Genomic DNA, 14376 nt, shown 5'->3' on the forward strand with positions numbered 1-14376 from the left:
CGGACGGCTCCCTTCCGAGAACGGGGTTCCTACCGGGAACCAACTCCGTCCTGGGTGCGTACCTCACCCGCGCGCCACCGGCCCCCGAGCCAGGGAGCGACGCCCGCGCGCCCGGCCGCCGGCGCCGCCATGGCGCCTGGCCGGCCGGGTCACACGCGGTCCACGGGTTTAGTCGCGCCGCTCCCGTGGCACCCGAAGCCGCGCAGCCACCCCGCCGTGGGCCCGACATCCCCAGCTCACAGGCGTACGGCCGGGCGCGGCCGAGCCGCGGCGGGAAGGAACGTCGGCGCGACGCGTGTACCGCGAGTGCGGCCTCACGAAGCGCGCGCGGCGCCGCGTGGCGGGCAGACCAGCGATCGGCAGGGAGCGGAGGCACATGAAGATCGGGTACAAGCTGGCCGCCGAGGCGTTCGGGCCCGCGGAACTCGTCCGGCAGACCCAGCGGGCGGAGGCCGTCGGCTTCGACTTCGTGGAGATCAGCGACCACTTCCACCCCTGGCTGGACAACCAGGGCCACTCACCCTTCGCGTGGACCGTGCTCGGCGCGATCGCCGAGCGCACCGAACGCATCGGGCTCGCCACCGGCGTCACCTGCCCCACCGTGCGCTACCACCCGGCCGTCATCGCCCAGGCGGCGGCCACCCTCGCGCTGCTCTCCGAAGGCCGCTTCACGCTCGGCGTCGGCTCGGGCGAACGGCTTAACGAACACGTGGTGGGGCGGGAGTTCCCGGCCGTCCGCGCGCGGCACGCCATGCTGCGCGAGGCGCTGGAGATCATCCGACTGCTGTGGCGCGGCGGCTACCGCTCGTACGACGGCCGCTACCTGAGCCTGGAGGACGCCCGCGTCTTCGACCTGCCCGACGAGCCGCCGCCCATCGCCGTGGCCGCCAGCGGCCCGCCCTCCGCGCGCATCGCCGCCGAACTCGGCGACGGCCTGTTCGCCACGGAGGACAAGCCCGAGATCGTGCGGCGCTACGCCGAGGCCGGGGGCGCCGGCCCGAAGTACGCCGAGGTGCCGGTGGCCTGGGCGCCCGACGAGCACACCGCGGCCAAGGCCGCGCACGAGACCACCCGCTGGGCGCTGACCGGCTGGAAGGTGATGAGCGAACTGCCCAATCCGGTCAACTTCGCGGCCGCGACCACCACCGTCACCGAGCAGGACGTGGCCCAGAAGTTCGCCTGCGGCCCCGACCCGGCCCGCTATGTCGCGGCGGCCCGCAGCTTCGCCGACGGAGGATTCGACCACCTGGTCATGCAGAACGCCGGCCCCGACCCCGACGGCTTCCTGGACTTCTACGCGGCCGAACTCGCCGGACCGCTACGCGAGTTGACGCCGGGCACCCCGACGTGACCCGCCCGGCCCGACCGGGAGTCGGTCACGCGTGGCCGTCCGGTCGCGCGTGGGCCGGCGCCGGGTCGAGCGCGAGCGTCGCGTGGCTCCCGACGACCCGGTAGCCGAGCCGCTGGTAGAGCGCGTTGGACGTCGAATTGGCGACGTCGGCGAAGAGCAGCACCCGCGGTACCCCCGCGTCCAGCGCCTCCCGGGACACGGCGGTCACTACGGCGCCCGCGTACCCCTTCCCGCGCAGCGCGTCCGGCGTGTAGACGCCGTTGACGCGCACCATGCCCCCGTTGGCGCGGGTGACGCTGGCCATCGAGACCGGCACCCCGTCCACCTCCCACAGCGCGCAGCCGCCGTAGCCGAGCCGGTCGTCGAGCGCGCGCTCGCTGTCGGCCGGGTCCTCGCCGAGGTCACGGTGGTACGCCTCGAACCAGCCCAGCAGGAATTCGCGGTCCTCCCGCGTCGCCCGCCGCGCCCGGCCGGGCGGCATCGGCGAGGGCGGCACCAGTTCGCCCAGCCGGTACAGGCGCTGCCGCCCGGTCATCCGCCAGGCGCCGCCGGTGGCCCGCGCCCACCGCGCGGCGAACGCCTCGGCGGCGGCCTGCCGCCCGCCCACGCCGACGAGCTGTCCCGCGCCGTCCAGCAGGCGCGCCGCGAGTTCCGCCGCGACCGCGGGCGCCATCGGCGAGAGCTGCACGGGATAGGGAGGCGTCCACACGAACGCCCCCGACACGGCCCCGTCCGGCCCACGCCACCACCCGTAGCGCGGCGGCTGGTCCCCGTACCGGTCGGGCCCGACGTCGTGCAGCGATGCGGCGAGCGAGATCAGGACCGTGTGCTCGTCGGGTCGCTCGCGCAGGAAGGGGCCCGCGGTCGCACGGAAGGCGCCGTTGTCATCGGTCGTCGTCCACGTCATGCCACAGCCTCTCCCCACGGACGGACCGGGCGCACGCGAATTTCGGCGCCCCGACGGGTCCACGGGGCGGCCGTCAGCGGATCGTGGTCACCTTGGCCAGCAACTCGCCGCCCGACCAGCGCCGGGCCGCGCCGGGGCCGGCCGCCTCCATGCGCCGTACCAGCGAGATCAGCTCGGCGTTCACGGGCGCGGGCAGCGCGTGCCGGGCCGCCAGCGCCACCACCTCTCCCTGCAGCGAGTCGATCTCGGTGGGCCGGCCCCGCTGGAGGTCCTCCCAGGTGGACGACCTGGCCTGGGCGTCGATGGCCAGCGTGGCGGCGGCCACCCGACGGAAGATCCCGTCCGGCAACCGCAGCAGCCGCGGGGTGAGCCGGGCCGGGATCGGGCCCAGCCGCGCCGGCTGTATTCCCTCGGCCTCGTACGCCGCGAGCGCCTCCGACTGGCTCAGCGCGAGGCACTCCCGGTACGCGCGCTGGCCGAGCTGGTCACGTAGCGGGAGCCCGGAGAGCGCGTTGATCGCGTTGTTGAGGTTCATCAGAAGCTTGGCGCACTGCACCTCGCGCATGTCGTGTCGCGCCTCGACGCGCAGCCCGGCCGTGGCCAGGGCCGCGATCAGCGGCTCGGCGCGCTCGGCGGCCTCCACCATGAGCGTCCCGCCCGACCCCTGGTGGAAGGCGCCGGGCGCGGTCCGCACCACGTTGTACGGGACCATCCCGGCGAGCACCGGGTGCTCGGCCAGGGCGGAGCGCAGGGCGTGCGTGTTCCGCAGCCCGTTCTGGAAGCTGACCACCACGGCGCCCGGCGCGAGCCGCGGGGCGAGTTGCCGCGCCGCCTCGGCGGTGCCCGCCGACTTGACGGTGACCAGCACGCAGTCCGCGTCGGCCGCCGCGTCCGGGCTGGTGGCCAGGCGCACCCCGGCGGGTCCGCCCGAGGTGGCCACGCGCAGCGCGGGGCGGCCGCCCCCGGTCAGGGACAGGCCGTGCTCGCGGAGCGTGTCCATGGCGGCGGGCCGGCCGATCAGGGTGACGTCCGCTATGCCGGCGAGACTGCCGCCGAGGTGACAGCCGATGCTGCCGGCGCCGAGCACGGCGATCCGTAGACGGTGATGGGGGAGGGGCGCGGGCTGTGACATGGGAGCCGGTCTCCTGGCGGTGTCGTGGCGGCCGTGACGCGGACGGGATGCCGACCCACGGCTCGTGACCGCCGACCACCCCACCACCCGCCGCGGTGCCGCCCGCCGGACCGGGATCGTGCGGCCCGTGCACGCCACACGGGGATGACCGCGGCCCGGAATCCAGGGGCCGATGGGGGCGGGGCGCGGGCCTGCCCAGCGCGGGCGAACAGCGCACCCTCGACTACGCTTCCGGCTTCAAACCTAACGCTCAGTGCGGAGGGCCGTCCAGATCCGGGCACGCCCGAGTGCGCGCCGGGGCACCCGCGGAGCGCGTAGCCGCGCAGCTCCGCACGGGCGCGGGCGCCGTACGCCCCCTCGCCCGGCCCCGCCCGTGCCTGGCTCGGCCGCGACGCGGCAACGTACCGCCGGACGGACGCGCCGGGCGTCGTGTGTCGCCCGCGCTACGCCCGGCCCAGGGCCCGGGTGCCCGGCGCGCAGCGCTCGCGCAGGGTCGCCAGCTCCGCGTCGGGCAGCCGCAGCGCGCTGCCCCGGCTGCCGTCGCGGAGTTCGGCGCGGCCGGCGGCCAGCCAGTCCGCGCGCGGCGTCACGCCGGCGAACTCGGCCAGCCGGGCCAACTCGCGCTCCGGCGCGTCCAACAGGTCCTCGTAGGCCAGCGTCATCCGGCGCTCCTCCGGCAGCTCGGCCAGTAGCCCGACGCCCTCCGTGACCAGCTCCGACCACAGCGCCCCGAACCCCTCGACCGGCATCTCCCGGTCCATGATCAGCCGCTGACCGTCGAACCGGTCACCGAGCAGCGCCGACAGGTCCGCCGGCAGCGCGCGGACGTGATCGGGCGTCAGCTCGGAGAGGTCCGTGACGTGCGAGCGCTCCATGACCTCCCGCAGCAGCGCGATCGCCCGGTACCCGCAGTGGCGGCTCATCGACAGCGCGCAGTCCGGGCCGTCGCGGAAGAGGTGGACGAAACGGGCGGTGGGGAAGGCCGTGCTCAGTCGGGGGAGCCAGCCGAGCGAGTACCCCGAGCGCTCGATCACGGCCGAGCGCCCGAACCGCGCGGCCAGCAACTCGAACAGGGCCACGTAGTGCCGCGCCACCGGCCGCGGCGGCCAGCCCGACACCTCGTCGGCCACCTCGTCGAGCAGGCCGTCGGGGTCGTCGGTGAGGTGGGGCAGCACCATCAGGGACAGCGCGGGAATGCCGGTCGTCTCGGCCGCGTAGCGGCCCGGGCGCCGGGTGTACAGGAACTCCGGGAGCGGCACCCCGCTGCGCGTCAGCGTGTCGAACACCGGGTTGGGGTCGGTGAGGATCCGACGGAACCGCGCCCCGGTGATCGGCTCGGCGGGGAAGGCGGTGGAGCCGAGCGAGGCGTACAGCTCGTTCAGGCTGAGGATGTCGGGGTGGCGGTTGACGATGCGGGACAGGGCGCTGGAGCCGCTGCGCCCGGTGCCCACGATGAACGTTAAGGACCGCATGTGCCTCTCCCAGCCGACGGCCGCGTGAACGATCACAGGGTACTGACGGGCCGGTCACCGGGCGAGGGGCGATGATCGGCCACGTTTCCGGGCGCCGCGAGGCCCAGCGGAGGTGGGCCTCGCCGGGGCGGGACAAGGGGAGTGGCGGCTCGCGGGCGCACGCGCGGTGTCACGGTCGGGCCGAGGTGTGACGGTGGTAACCATCGAAGATCACCCATCGCCCGATGGGGCGTGCTACCTTAGGACCAGTTGCAGTTGTGGTTCCCATAGACGTTGTGTGCGCCTGCTGGTTCTCGACCTTCAGGCGCATTTTTGTTTTCCGGTGTGTATTTTCTCCGGTCGGGTGATCAGCGCGACTACAGAGGCTCCGTAAGGTGCGGATTCTCGAATGACCCGTTAGGAGACGGATATGACGACCGGTACCGTGAAGTGGTTCAACAGCGAAAAGGGCTTTGGTTTCATCGCGCAGGACGGTGGCGGCCCCGACGTCTTCGCCCACTACTCGAACATCAACGCTCAGGGCTTCCGTGAGCTCGTTGAGGGCCAGCAGGTCCAGTTCGACGTGACGCAGGGCCCCAAGGGCCCGCAGGCGGAGAACATCCAGCCCGTCTGATCCGGCGCGGCCAGAGCGCCGCGCGGCTGGGCCCGCACCCCAGGGTGCGGGCCCAGCCCACGCCGCCGTCCCGATGACGTGACGGCGGTGTCTTGTGTTTGACCGGTGCCCGCCCGAATTCCCCGGACGGTTCCGCGGTGTGCGTGACGCTCTCCGTCACCGTGCGTCCTGGAAATCGTCGAAAAGAGTTCGACAAAGATACGGGCGTCGCCCCCAGATAGTGCGGGGCAGGATTCCTGCCGTGTTCTGTCATCACCCCTTCGGTTCGTTCTTGCGATTCCTGCGCGGCCAAGCCGCCGCCGGGACTTCCTCGATACGTGCCGTTTCGAGGAAAGGTTCCGCATGAACCGCTCCACCCGCTCCACCGAGCGTTCCCCCCGATCCGGTCAGGGCCAGTCCCGCGCCGGTCGCCCCCGCCCCCGCCCGCAGGGACAGGGCCGGCGCAAGCCCGCGCCCGCCGCCGGGCACGCCGAGTTCGCGCTGCCCGTCAGCACGACGCCCGCCCTGCCCGCCGTCGAGTCGTTCGCCGACCTGGACATGCCGGCCGCGCTGCTGACCGTGCTCGCCGAGAACGGGGTGAGCGCGCCGTTCCCGATCCAGGCCGCCACGCTGCCGAACTCGCTGGCCGGACGCGACGTCCTGGGCCGCGGCCGGACCGGCTCCGGCAAGACCCTCGCCTTCGGCCTCGCCCTCCTCGCCCGCACGGCGGGACAGCGTGCCGAGTCCCGGCAGCCGCTGGCCCTGGTCCTGGTCCCCACCCGGGAGCTGGCCCAGCAGGTCACCGACGCGCTGACGCCGTACGCCAAGGGCTTGCGGCTGCGCCTGGCCACCGTCGTCGGCGGGATGTCCATCTCCCGGCAGGCGAGCATGCTGCGCGGCGGTGCCGAGGTGGTCGTGGCCACCCCCGGGCGCCTCGCCGACCTGATCCAGCGCGGCGACTGCCGCCTCGACCAGGTGAGCATCACCGTGCTCGACGAGGCCGACCAGATGGCCGACATGGGCTTCATGCCGCAGGTGACCGCGCTCCTCGAGCAGGTGGCGCCGGGTGGGCAGCGGATGCTCTTCTCCGCCACGCTCGACCGCAACGTCGACAAGCTGGTGCGCCGCTACCTCACCGACCCGGTGGTGCACTCGGTCGACCCGTCGGCCGGGGCCGTGACCACGATGGAGCACCACGTGCTGCACGTGTCCGAGACCGACAAGCACACCGTGGCCACGCACATCGCCGCCCGCGACGGGCGAGTGATCATGTTCATGGACACCAAGCACGCCGTGGACCGGATGGCCAAGCGCCTGCTGGCCAGCGGCGTACGGGCGGCGGCGCTGCACGGCGGCAAGTCGCAGCCGCAGCGCAACCGCACCCTGGACCAGTTCAAGAACGGCGGCGTCACCGCGCTGATCGCCACCAACGTGGCGGCCCGCGGCATCCACGTGGACGGCCTGGACCTGGTCGTGAACATCGACCCGCCCACCGACCACAAGGACTACCTGCACCGGGGCGGTCGCACCGCCCGCGCGGGGGAGTCCGGCAGCGTCGTGACGCTGGTCCTGCCCGAGCAGCGGCGCGAGATGACCCGCCTCATGCACGCGGCCGGCATCACGCCGCGCAGCGTGCAGACGCGCCCCGGCGACGTGGAGCTGGTCCGGGTGACCGGCGCCCAGGAGCCGTCCGGCGTCCCCGTCACCATCGCGCCGCCCCCGAGCGCCGCGCCCGCGCCGCGCGGTGGCAGCAGCGCCTCCTCGCGGGGGCGCCGTAGCCGCGCCGCCCGCGCCCGACGCGGCGGTGCCCCGCACGGCGAGGCCGGCCAGCGTAGCGAGGCCGGCCAGCGCGGCGGCGGCATGGGCCAGCGGAGCGCGGGCCAGGGCGGCGGCGCCGGCCGGGGCCGTGCGAGTGGCCGCAGCGGCGGTGGGCAGCAGGGCCGGGGCGGTCTCGGACGCGGCTCGGCGGCGTAACGGCGCCGTGGCGCGGGAGCGGCGATCCGCCGCCCCCGTCGCCAGGGCCGGATGACCGGTGGGGCGGGCCGTGCTTACGGCCCGACCCACCGGTCTTTGCTTGCCCGCGGGTCGCACCCGGCCGCCCTCGGCGCCGCCGGCTGCCGAGCCGAAGGCACCAGCCCGGCGGGTCAGGTGGCGGTGGCGCTGAGCCGGGCGTAGTAGCGGCGGACGCGGTCGGCCGACGCCGGCGGCGTGGCCGCCATGAGGTCGGCGAGCGACTGGGCCGCCAGCTCACGCCGCCAGGCCAGCTCGGCCCGGCGCATCGCGGTGGCGATGCCGCAGGGCTGGGCGAACTCGCCCGGCTCGGCGTCCGCGCCGGCGCCGTGCTGGCGGATCTCCGTACAGCGGAACGGGTCGTCCGGCCCCTCGATGGCCACCACCACGTCCATCAGCGTGATCCGCTCGGGCGCCCGGGCGAGCCGGAAGCCGCCCCGGACGCCGGGGGACGAGCTGAGGATGCCGGCCCGCACCAGAGCCTGCAGGCGCTTGTTCAGGTACGGCGGCGGGAGGTCGAAGATCGCGGCCAACCTGGCCGTCGGCACCGGCTCGGCGTCCCCGAGCCACGCCAGCGCCAGACAGCAGTGCAGTCCCCACTCCACGCCCTTGGCCAGTTGCATTATCGAGATGCTACACGTCCAGGTTTCCCCGAACCCGCCCTGCGCCGTGGCGAGGTGGAGGCGTCAGGGGCGAGTCGCGCCGGCGCGTGCGCGGTGCGCCGGTCAGTCGTACGGGAGCTTCCGCGCGCCCGGGGTATGGCCAAGGGTCCGCCGGAAGACGTCGATGAAGGCGCTCGCGGTGGCCCAGCCGCACCGGTGTGCCACCGCCGTCACCGGCATGCCCTCCGCGAGCAGCAACAGCGCGCGGTGCAGGCGGAGTTGGGTGCGCCACTGCGGGAAGGTCATGCCCATCTCCGCGCGGAACAGCCGGGCCAGCGTGCGGTCGCTCGCCCCCACCGCCGCTCCCAGCGCGGTCAGCGTGCGGCCGTCGGACGGGTCGTCGGCCAGCAGCGCACACACCGCGGCCAGCCGGGGGTCGCGCGCCGTCGGCAGGTGGATGGGGCGCCGCGGCGAGTGCCGGAGCTGGTCGAGCAGGACGCGCAGCAGGCGCCGCCGCTCCGGGCCGCCGTCGGCCGGGTCGCGCGTGTACTCCAGGATCAGCTCACGCAGCAGCGGCCCGACGGCGATCACGGCGGGTCGGTCGAGGCGTAGCGGGTTCACCGTGGCGGGCAGCCCCACCGTGTGCAGATCGGTCTCGCCCCAGGCGCGGGGCTCGTGCACGGTGCCGGCCGGGACCCACAACGCGCTGGTCGCCGGGGCGACCCAACTGCCCGCGTCGGTCGTCACGGACAGTACGCCGCGCCCCGCGTAGATGATCTGGTGGTCGTCGTGGTGGTGCGCCCCGACGCCGAACCCGGGCGGGAGCCTGCGCACCGCGGTGGAGGCGCGGGGGGTGTGGCGGATCTCCGACATTGGTTGGCATTTTATCGGAAGCAGGCCACCTCTTGCCCATCGATGATCGATCCATGACACGTCTCCCGCGCACCGGTCGACGCCCGTCGGCCATTGGCCTGCTTGCCGTGGCGCACGCTTGCAACGACGTCTACCAAGGCGCCGTGCTCGCCCTGGTGCCCTTCCTGGTGGCCGAGCGCCACTACGGGTACGTGGGGGTCTCGGGCATCGTGCTCGCCGCCACGCTGCTGTCCTCCGTGGTCCAACCCGCCTTCGGGGCCCTGACCGACCGCAGGCCCATGCCGTGGCTGATCCCGGGCGGCATCGCGGCGGCCGGGCTCGGCATCGCCCTGTCCGGGCTCACCGACGTGTACGCCCTGACCTGGATCGCGGTCGCGCTCTCCGGCCTCGGTGTGGCCGCGTACCACCCCGAGGCCGCCCGGATGGCGCGCGCGGTGACGGCGGGCAGCCACATCGGCATGAGCTGGTTCTCGCTCGGCGGCAACATCGGCTGGGCGCTCGCCCCCGTCCTCGTGACCCCCGTACTGGCCGTCGGCGGGCTTTCGGCCACGCCGCTGTTGATCGTCCCCGCGGTCGTCGGCGTCGCCCTGGTGCTGTGGACCCGCGGCCGGGCCGGCTGGGACGGCGCCGGTTCCGGCGCGGCTAAGGAGCGGGCGGGCGAGGACGACTGGCCGCTGTTCCTGCGCCTTTCGGCGGTCGTGATCTGCCGGTCGATCGCGTACGTGGGGTTGAGCGCGTTCATCTCGCTGTACGTGCGCCACCACCTGGACGCCGGCGACACGGCCGGCGCGGCGGCCCTGTTCATCCTCTTCGGCGGTGGCGCGATCGGCACCCTGCTCGGCGGCCGGCTGGCCGCGCGCTGGGGCCGGGTGCGGACGCTGCGCGTCGCGTACGCGGTGGCCGTCCCGTCCGTGGCGGGCATCCCCTTCGCGCCCGGGCCGCTGGTGTATGCCTTCGTCGCGGCGACCGCCGTCGCGCTCTACGTGCCCTTCTCGCTGCACGTCACCCTGGGGCAGGACTACCTCCCGCGCCGGGTCGGCACCGCGAGCGGCGTCACGCTCGGGCTCGCCGTGAGCATCGGTGGCATCGCCAGCCCGCTGGTCGGCGCCCTGGCCGAGGCCACCTCGCTGCGCTGGGCGCTCGCCTCGCTGGTGTCGATGCCCATCGCCTGTTGGGTCCTGTCGTACACGCTCACCGAACCGGCGGCCATGGAGAGCCGGTCGGCCAAGCCGAAGGCTGGCGTCGCGGAGTGAACCCGCGACGTCGACCGCCGTACGCCGCCGCCAGCCGGTGACCGCTCGCGGGTGGGGTACGGCCGTGTCACCCCATGCCAGCACTTGTCCGTGTGTGCCGCCTATGCGGTCCATTACATCGCGCTATCGGCAAGTGACATGCTCCACGCGCGCGGGATTCTCCCCGAGACTCAGGGCCACAACTGAGCTGTATCCGGAGCGCTTTCACCGCTATCCGAGCGGTTGGTCTGCGCTTCGGGTCGGAAATGGAGTACCCCCCATGCAACGCTCCAGGATATTTCTGACGGCTTCGCTGGGCCTCGGCCTGGCCACCGCGGTCGCCACCCTGCCGGCCACCGCATCGGCCTCGCCCGCTAAGGCGGAGTCGCAGGTCAGCACCGCCGCGAGCATCGCGGCGTACGAGGGTTCGGGCGAGGACCGGGCGGCGACGAAGGCGTTCTTCGAGGCCGTCATGAAGTCGGCCAAGGCCAAGCAGGCCAAGACCGGCGCCGCCGCCGTCACCGTGACGTACAGCGCGAGACGAGCTCCCACCTTCGCCTCCCAGATCGCCCGCAGCACCCAGATCTGGAACAGCGCCGTGCGCAACGTGCAGTTGCGCGAGGGCTCGGGCAGCTACGACTTCGAGTACCGCGAGGGCAACGACCCGCGCGGCTCGTACGCCAGCACCAACGGCCACGGTCGCGGCTACATCTTCCTCGACTACCGGCAGAACCAGCAGTACGACTCGACCCGCGTCACCTCGCACGAGACCGGCCACGTGCTCGGCCTGCCGGACCACTACTCGGGTCCGTGCAGCGAGCTGATGTCCGGTGGCGGCCCCGGCCCCTCGTGCCGGAACCCCAACCCGAACGCGCAGGAGTCGGCCCGCGTCAACCAGTTGTGGGCCAACGGCCTCACGGCCTTCGACAAGGGCTCGTTCCTCAAGGCGGCGCGCTGAACCCGTAGCGCCCTGACCACGGGACGCGCCTGACCCCGCGTGGCGCGGTGCGGTGGCCCGGCTCCGAACCCGGAGTCGGGCCACCGTCGCGCGCTGTCGCCCGTCGCCCGCTGGGCGACCGGCTCGGCGTGCGGCGTCAGGCGTGCTCCGGGTAGCGCAACAGCCGCAGCGCGTTGGCGACCACGAGCAGTGTGGAGCCCTCATGGACCAGGACGGCTGGCCCGATGCCCAGGCCGAGCACCGTGGCGGGCACCAGGACCGCGACGATGCCGAGGCTCAACAGCAGGTTCTGCCTGATCACCGCGCTGGTGCGCCGGCTGAGGCCGGTGGCCAGCGGCAACTTGTCCAACCCGTCCGACATCAGGGCGATGTCCGCGCTCTCCAGGGCCACCGCGGAGCCGGCCGCGCCCATCGCGATGCCCACCGTCGCGTGGGCCATCGCCGGCGCGTCGTTGACGCCGTCGCCGACCATGGCGGTGCGGTGCTCGTCGGCGCGCAGCCGCCGGACCGCCGCCACCTTGTCCGCCGGCAGCAGGTCGCCCCAGGCGTCGTCGAGGCCCACCCGTGCCGCCACCGCGTCGGCCACCCGCTGGTTGTCCCCGGAGATCAGCACGGCGCGCCGGATGCCGAGCCCGCGCAGCCGCGCCACGACGTCCGCCGCCTCGGGCCGCGGGGTGTCCATGACGCCGATGACCCCCAGGTAGCGCGCGCCGTGCCGCACAACCATCGTCGTACGCCCCGCCGCCTCCAACTCCTCTGCTTTGGCGCGGAGTTCGATGGGCATGGACGGCCCGGACGGCTCCGCCGGCTCCTGGCGCGCCCGCCCGCCCGCGGGGAAGAACGCCGGGCTGCCGATCGCCACCGGCACGCCGCCCAGGCGCGCGAGGACGCCACGCCCGGTCACCGCCCGCAGGGAGTGGGCGGCCGGCACGGGCGCGTCGCCGAGCCGGGCGTCGAGATCGCGCACGATCGCCCGAGCCAGCGGGTGGTCGCTGAGCCGCTCCACGGACAGCGTTGTGGTGAGCAACTCGCGCTCCGACACGCCGCGCGCCGGGGCCACGTCCGTCAGGCGCGGGCGGCCCTCGGTGAGGGTGCCCGTCTTGTCGAACGCGACGGCCGTCAGCCTTCCCAACTCCTCCAGCGGCCCGCCCCCCTTGATCAACACACCGCTGCGGGCCGCCCGGGCCACGGCGCTGAGCACGGCGGCCGGCGTGGCGATGGCCAGCGCGCAGGGGCTGGCCGCGACCAGCACGGCCATCGCGCGGTAGAGCGAGGCGGTGAACGGCTCGTCCACCACCAGGCCGGCGCCGAGCAGCGCGAGCACGGTGCCGATCACGGCGGGCACGAAGATCCGCTGGAAGCGCGCGGTGAACGCCTGCGTCGGCGACTGCCGGCTCTCCGCGTCCCGCACCATCGCCACCACACGGGCCAGCGTGTTGTCCTCGGCCCGACTGGTGACGGTCACCTCCAACGCGCCCGCGCCGTTGACGGTCCCGGCGAAGACCCGGCTGTCCGGGGCGATGGCGGCCGGGTCGCGCAGCGCCGCCAGCGGGTCGGCGACGGGCACCTTGTCGGCGGGCAGGCTCTCGCCGGTGACCGCGGCCTGGTCCACGGCGCCCTCGCCATCGCGGACGAAGCCGTCGGCCGGCACCCTGGTGTGCGGCCTGACCAGCACCGTGTCGCCCGGCAGCAGGCGCTCGACGGGCACCTCGGTGACACGCTCGCCCGAACGCAACAGCGCCGTGGCCGGGGTGAGGTCGGCCAGCGCCTCGATGGAGCGCCGGGCGCGCCCCATCGCGTACTCCTCCAGCGCGTGCCCGAGGCTGAACAGGAACAGCAGCACCGCGCCCTCGGCCCACCTGCCGATCGCCCCGGCGCCCACGGCGGCCACCAGCATCAGGAAGTCGACCTCGAACCGGCCGGCCCTGATGGTGCTGACCGCCTCGCGCACCGTGAAGAACCCGCCGAAGGCGTAGGCGGCGAGATAACAGGCGAGGGGGGCCGGCTCCGGCGCGTCGGTGGCGAGCCCGAGCAGCAGCCCGGTCAGATAGGCCACGCCGGACAGGAGCGCGAAGACCAACTCGGCACGCTCACCGAACGGGCCGTGGTCGTGGCTGTGCTGGTGATCCCGCCGGTGCGCCCGGGTACCGCCGTGCGCCGGGTCCTGGTCGTGCGGCCTGGCGGGGGCTTCGCCGGGGGCCTCGACCGCGCCTTCGGCGGGGGGTTCGGCGTGCGACACGCCGGGCGGTGTCGTGGCGAGCGCGTCGGCCTCGGTCGGGGGCCGCGCGGCCACGGCCGTGGCACGCGCGCCGTCGAGGTCCGCTGCCGGGGGCGGCGGAGGCCCCTCGGCGGCGCGCCGGCCCGCCGGGCCGCGGTCGCCGTGCGCGCACCCGGCGCGGGCGCCGACCGTACGCGCCGCCTGGCGTACCTCCTCGGCGCCGAGGGCGGCGGCGTCGAAGTGCACGCACACCGTCCCGGCCGCGCGGGCGTCACGGGGAGCCCGGTGCGCGGTGTCGATGGCCTTGCTCCGCCCGAGTGAGATGACGACGCGCTCGACGCACGGCTCACAGGCTGCGGGCGGGCCGGGGATTAGATCGGTGATGTCGAGGCGCAGCGTGTCCGCGCCGGCACAATCGTCCCTCGAAATCATGAGTTCAAAATATCATGACTTCGTGATGTATCGCGGATGGATTCGGCCACGATCGGCCCCGGGCCAGTCACATGATTACCGGTACCATTTGCGTTATGGGACGAGGGAACGCAGGCGAACTGATCTCTCAGGAACAGGCTTTCGCCGTGGCCGAAGTCATGCAGGCGCTGGCCTCGCCCGCGCGCGTACAGATCCTGGACCGGCTGCTGCGTTCCTCCTGCCCGGTCGGCGAACTCGCCGCCGAAGTCGGTATGGAGCAGAACACCGTCTCCAACCACCTGCGCATGCTGCGCCACCTCGGGCTCGTCGCCGGGCACCGTGAGGGACGCCGGGTCCTGTACTCCCTCCACGACGACCACGTGGCCACGCTCATCGAGCAGGCCCTCACCCACGTCGGACACCACCGCCCGGCCGTGGCCAGCGGCGCGATGACCCGCCGCGCCGGCTAGCGCCGAGCGCGCCCACTCCTCCCGACCGCCTCGCCGCCCCTGCCACCCGTTCCCGTTGCCGCTCTCGGCCGTCCGCCGGTGCTCCGTCGCCGGTCGCGGCGGGCCGTCACGGCATGTGCCCGATATCGGCGTGGAATCCGCACAGCCG

The 14376-nt window shown here is 74.2% G+C and carries 12 protein-coding genes; 6 read left to right on the top strand and 6 right to left on the bottom strand.

Annotation, left to right across the window (positions count from 1 at the left end; genetic code table 11):
- Positions 1–376: 376 nt before the first annotated feature.
- Positions 377–1351 (top strand): TIGR03557 family F420-dependent LLM class oxidoreductase, encoded by a 975-nt coding sequence (locus H7H31_RS31980; protein ID WP_187064646.1) that lies wholly within the window; start codon positions 377–379, stop codon positions 1349–1351.
- Between the two features lie 25 nt (positions 1352–1376).
- On the opposite strand, the gene H7H31_RS31985 is transcribed toward H7H31_RS31980, so the two are convergent.
- The 3 genes from H7H31_RS31985 to H7H31_RS31995 form a co-directional block, all read right to left on the bottom strand.
- Positions 1377–2258, bottom strand: a complete 882-nt coding sequence (locus H7H31_RS31985; RefSeq protein WP_187064647.1) for a GNAT family N-acetyltransferase — start codon at positions 2256–2258, stop codon at positions 1377–1379.
- Between the two features lie 73 nt (positions 2259–2331).
- A complete protein-coding gene (locus tag H7H31_RS31990; RefSeq protein ID WP_187064648.1) occupies positions 2332–3390 on the bottom strand; it encodes a 2-dehydropantoate 2-reductase in 1059 nt (352 codons plus the stop codon).
- A 443-nt stretch (positions 3391–3833) separates the two neighbouring features.
- The gene (locus H7H31_RS31995) at positions 3834–4862 is read right to left on the bottom strand and encodes a sulfotransferase family protein (RefSeq protein ID WP_187064649.1); all 1029 of its coding nucleotides are present in this window, start codon (positions 4860–4862) and stop codon (positions 3834–3836) included.
- Positions 4863–5271: 409 nt separating this feature from the next.
- On the opposite strand from H7H31_RS31995, the gene H7H31_RS32000 reads away from it, so the two are divergent.
- Together H7H31_RS32000 and H7H31_RS32005 are read left to right on the top strand one after the other, a co-directional pair.
- On the top strand, positions 5272–5475 hold the full coding sequence (locus tag H7H31_RS32000; protein ID WP_176160216.1) for a cold-shock protein: 204 nt from the start codon (positions 5272–5274) through the stop codon (positions 5473–5475).
- A 342-nt stretch (positions 5476–5817) separates the two neighbouring features.
- Positions 5818–7428: a DEAD/DEAH box helicase gene (locus H7H31_RS32005; RefSeq protein WP_187064650.1), complete on the top strand. Its 1611-nt coding sequence runs from the start codon at positions 5818–5820 to the stop codon at positions 7426–7428.
- A 170-nt stretch (positions 7429–7598) separates the two neighbouring features.
- On the opposite strand, the gene H7H31_RS32010 is transcribed toward H7H31_RS32005, so the two are convergent.
- Both H7H31_RS32010 and H7H31_RS32015 read right to left on the bottom strand, forming a co-directional pair.
- Positions 7599–8087: an RrF2 family transcriptional regulator gene (locus tag H7H31_RS32010; RefSeq protein ID WP_187064651.1), complete on the bottom strand. Its 489-nt coding sequence runs from the start codon at positions 8085–8087 to the stop codon at positions 7599–7601.
- A gap of 102 nt (positions 8088–8189) precedes the next feature.
- On the bottom strand, positions 8190–8939 hold the full coding sequence (locus H7H31_RS32015) for an AraC family transcriptional regulator (RefSeq protein WP_187064652.1): 750 nt from the start codon (positions 8937–8939) through the stop codon (positions 8190–8192).
- A gap of 53 nt (positions 8940–8992) precedes the next feature.
- Here H7H31_RS32015 and H7H31_RS32020 point away from each other — a divergent pair, with 53 nt between their 5' ends.
- Both H7H31_RS32020 and snpA read left to right on the top strand, forming a co-directional pair.
- Positions 8993–10192, top strand: coding sequence for an MFS transporter (locus H7H31_RS32020; RefSeq protein ID WP_187064653.1), 1200 nt, complete (start codon positions 8993–8995; stop codon positions 10190–10192).
- Positions 10193–10451: 259 nt separating this feature from the next.
- Positions 10452–11129: a snapalysin gene (gene snpA, locus H7H31_RS32025; protein WP_187064654.1), complete on the top strand. Its 678-nt coding sequence runs from the start codon at positions 10452–10454 to the stop codon at positions 11127–11129.
- A 136-nt stretch (positions 11130–11265) separates the two neighbouring features.
- Here snpA and H7H31_RS32030 read toward each other — a convergent pair whose 3' ends face one another.
- Positions 11266–13779 carry a heavy metal translocating P-type ATPase gene (locus tag H7H31_RS32030; RefSeq protein WP_187064655.1) on the bottom strand — a complete coding sequence of 838 codons (2514 nt, stop codon included), beginning with the start codon at positions 13777–13779 and terminating at the stop codon, positions 11266–11268.
- Positions 13780–13874: 95 nt separating this feature from the next.
- Here H7H31_RS32030 and H7H31_RS32035 point away from each other — a divergent pair, with 95 nt between their 5' ends.
- A complete protein-coding gene (locus H7H31_RS32035) occupies positions 13875–14228 on the top strand; it encodes an ArsR/SmtB family transcription factor (protein WP_187064656.1) in 354 nt (117 codons plus the stop codon).
- Positions 14229–14376 lie beyond the last annotated feature (148 nt).

The organism is Streptomyces buecherae (assembly GCF_014295035.1).
Lineage (GTDB): Bacteria > Actinomycetota > Actinomycetes > Streptomycetales > Streptomycetaceae > Streptomyces > Streptomyces youssoufiensis.

Bases quoted from the DNA above. Each gene is read 5' to 3' on its own strand.
- H7H31_RS31980 (WP_187064646.1), top strand. From the start codon at position 377: ATGAAGATCGGGTACAAGCTGGCCGCCGAGGCGTTCGGGCCCGCGGAA.
- H7H31_RS31985 (WP_187064647.1), bottom strand. From the start codon at position 2,258: ATGACGTGGACGACGACCGATGACAACGGCGCCTTCCGTGCGACCGCG.
- H7H31_RS31990 (WP_187064648.1), bottom strand. From the start codon at position 3,390: ATGTCACAGCCCGCGCCCCTCCCCCATCACCGTCTACGGATCGCCGTG.
- H7H31_RS31995 (WP_187064649.1), bottom strand. From the start codon at position 4,862: ATGCGGTCCTTAACGTTCATCGTGGGCACCGGGCGCAGCGGCTCCAGC.
- H7H31_RS32000 (WP_176160216.1), top strand. From the start codon at position 5,272: ATGACGACCGGTACCGTGAAGTGGTTCAACAGCGAAAAGGGCTTTGGT.
- H7H31_RS32005 (WP_187064650.1), top strand. From the start codon at position 5,818: ATGAACCGCTCCACCCGCTCCACCGAGCGTTCCCCCCGATCCGGTCAG.
- H7H31_RS32010 (WP_187064651.1), bottom strand. From the start codon at position 8,087: ATGCAACTGGCCAAGGGCGTGGAGTGGGGACTGCACTGCTGTCTGGCG.
- H7H31_RS32015 (WP_187064652.1), bottom strand. From the start codon at position 8,939: ATGTCGGAGATCCGCCACACCCCCCGCGCCTCCACCGCGGTGCGCAGG.
- H7H31_RS32020 (WP_187064653.1), top strand. From the start codon at position 8,993: ATGACACGTCTCCCGCGCACCGGTCGACGCCCGTCGGCCATTGGCCTG.
- snpA (WP_187064654.1), top strand. From the start codon at position 10,452: ATGCAACGCTCCAGGATATTTCTGACGGCTTCGCTGGGCCTCGGCCTG.
- H7H31_RS32030 (WP_187064655.1), bottom strand. From the start codon at position 13,779: ATGATTTCGAGGGACGATTGTGCCGGCGCGGACACGCTGCGCCTCGAC.
- H7H31_RS32035 (WP_187064656.1), top strand. From the start codon at position 13,875: ATGGGACGAGGGAACGCAGGCGAACTGATCTCTCAGGAACAGGCTTTC.